The organism is Spirillospora sp. NPDC046719, from assembly GCF_040645715.1.
Classification (GTDB): Bacteria; Actinomycetota; Actinomycetes; order Streptosporangiales; family Streptosporangiaceae; genus Spirillospora.
On sequence record NZ_JBEYYT010000780.1, the window covers coordinates 1 to 2,494 of the forward strand.

Sequence of the window (2,494 nt, forward strand, 5' to 3'; positions counted from 1 at the left end):
GCCCGCCGCCCCGCGGGGCGCGGCGCGAGGGCCGCGGGGGGCGCCCCGGCGCGGCGGCGGGGCCGGCGGCCCCGCCCCCCCCCCCCCCCCCGGCCGCGAGGGTGAATCCGGCGGCGTCCTCGGGCGGTAGGCCGTCGGGGACGATCGCGGCGTTGTTGAGGTCCACCGGCCCGTCCCGCCAGCCCGCCTCGGGGAGCATGACGATCTCGCCCGCGGCCGCCCCGAAGCCGCGGTGGAGCCGGCCGTCGATGATCAGGCCGGTGCCCATGCGGCGCCCGATGTGCAGGAAGACCACGTCCCTGGCGTCGCGGGCCACGCCGCGCCTGGTCTCGGCCAGGGCGGCGAGCCGGCTGTCGTTCTCGACCAGCACCCGGCAGGGGAACCTCTCACCGAGCAGGCCCTCGAGGTCGAGGTCGCGCCAGGCCGGGATCGAGGCGGACATGATGACCCGGCCGTCGGGGCCGACGAGCCCGGTGGTGCCGACCGCCACCGTCCACAGGTCGGCGATCGTCAGGCCGCCCAGGGCGAGGCAGGCGGCGGCGGCCTGCTCTATCGCCGCGAGCCGGTCCTCGAGCGGCGCGGCGGGGTGCGCCGGGCGGCGCGTCTCGGCGAGGACGTTGCCGTCGAGGTCGGCGAGGGCGGCGCGGATGTGGTAGGCGCCGATGTCGAGGCCCATGAGGTGCCCGCCGTCGGCGCGGAACCGGTAGCGCCGGGCGGGGCGGCCCATCGTGCCGGGCGCCGGGGGGACCTCCTCCACCCATCCCATGGCGCTCAGTTCGTCGATGACCTCCTTGGTGGAGGGCCGCGACAGTCCGGTGCGCTCGGCCAGCGCGGACAGGGTCGCCGCCTCGGCCCCGCGCAGTGTCTTGATCACGGTCAGCGCGTTGAGCTGCCGCAACCTGGACAGGTCGCCACCCATCGGCGGCATCGTCGACATCAGAAGGTCCCCTTCAAAAGCGGAGGGCGGGGTGGCTGTCGGCCTACCCGGTCAGCCTAGGCGGAGGCCAAGTCCAGTGCAAAGCACCCATTGCCATCCACCTGTGGCCAGTGTACTAATGATGGTCTCCTCTGTAACTCTCCTGGAAGTGAGAGCATCCGATGCCGTTCACCGATGTCGGAGAGATCACCGGTCTCTCGCCCCGGACGCGGGTGTTCGAGTTCGGCTGGCAGTCGTGGAGCCCGACCGGCGCCTACCGGCTCGGCGAGACGCCGCCGCGTCCCGCGGACGACAACGTGCAGACCATCTGCTACCGCCCGGAGACGCCCGTTCCGGCCGGGGTGTTCCAGGGCGAGGGCCTGCTGGTGGTCGATCCCGGTGACGGCGGCCCGGTGTCGGTCTTCTCGGGCCCGGGCCCGGGGGAGGTGCCCTCGATCCGGGCCTGCGGGGCGGGCGGCCGGCTGGTCGTGTCCGCCGACGGGCCCGTCACGCGCCACGAGGTCGACGGCGGCCTGGACGCCGCGCTGCGGTCCTGGGCGGATGGCGTCGCCGCAGGCCACGCCCCCGATCGGTTCCCGGCCGTACCGCCCATGTGGTGCTCTTGGTACGGCTACTGGGACAAGGTCACCGACGCCGACATCGTCGACAATCTCGCCCTGGCCGAACGGCATGGCATCGAGGCCGACATGTTCCTCATCGACGACGGCTACGAGGCCGAGATCGGCGACTGGCTGGACCTCCGCCCCGGGTTCGGGTCGCTGGAACGGTCCGTCGGCGCCGTTCTGGAGTCGGGCCGGCGCGCGGGCATCTGGGTGGCGCCCTTCCTCGTCGGCCGGCGCAGCCGAACCTTCCGGGACCATCCTGACTGGCTCGTCGGCGGCGCGCACGCCGGCGTGATGTGGGACCAGGACCTCGCCGTCCTGGACGTCACGCACCCCGACGCCGCCGCGCACCTGGCCGGGGTCTTCATGCGGTTCCGGGCGCTGGGCCTGAGCCACTTCAAGCTCGACTACCTCTACGCGGGGGCGCTGCCCGGGCGCCGGCACGAGGACATCGGCCCGATCGCCGCCTACCGGCGCGGTCTCGAACTGATCCGCACGGCCATCGGCCCGGACGCCGCGCTGCACGCCTGCGGTGCGCCCCTGCTGCCGAGCATCGGCCTGGCCGACATCATGCGCGTCAGCCCGGACACCGCGCCCCGGGTGCTGCCGAAGGCGGGCGACCTCAGCCAGCCGTCGCAGCTCGGCGCCCGGCTGACGGGAGCCGCGCGCGAGTTCCTGCACGCCCGCTGGTGGGTGAACGACCCCGACTGCATCATGGCCCGGCCGGAGGTCGAGGCGCGCGAGGAGTGGGCCGAGCACATCGAGTCCGGCGGCGGGCTGCGCGGATCCGGCGACCCGATCGCCGCGCTGGACGCGTGGGGCCTGGAGACGACCCGGCGGCTCATGGTGCCGACCCGGACGGAGCCGTCGTGACGAGCAGCGCGGACCACCTGCCGGGACGGGCCGACCCGGCGGACGGCGCCGAGCGCGGCCGAGCCGCCGTGACCGCCCCGGC

General features: G+C 74.9%; 2 protein-coding genes. One reads left to right on the forward strand and one right to left on the reverse strand.

The annotated features are described in order from the left end of the window. Positions 1 to 928 (reverse strand): ROK family protein (locus ABZ914_RS50105; protein ID WP_500201634.1); only part of this gene is annotated, 928 nt, incomplete at its 3' end. Between the two features lie 170 nt (positions 929 to 1,098). Here ABZ914_RS50105 and ABZ914_RS50110 point away from each other — a divergent pair. Next, positions 1,099 to 2,412 carry a glycoside hydrolase family 36 protein gene (locus ABZ914_RS50110; protein ID WP_500201635.1) on the forward strand — a complete coding sequence of 438 codons (1,314 nt, stop codon included), beginning with the start codon at positions 1,099 to 1,101 and terminating at the stop codon, positions 2,410 to 2,412. The last annotated feature ends 82 nt before the right edge of the window (positions 2,413 to 2,494 follow it).

Coding starts and splice junctions, on each gene's coding strand:
- ABZ914_RS50110 (WP_500201635.1), top strand. CDS start 1,099: ATGCCGTTCACCGATGTCGGAGAGATCACCGGTCTCTCGCCCCGGACG.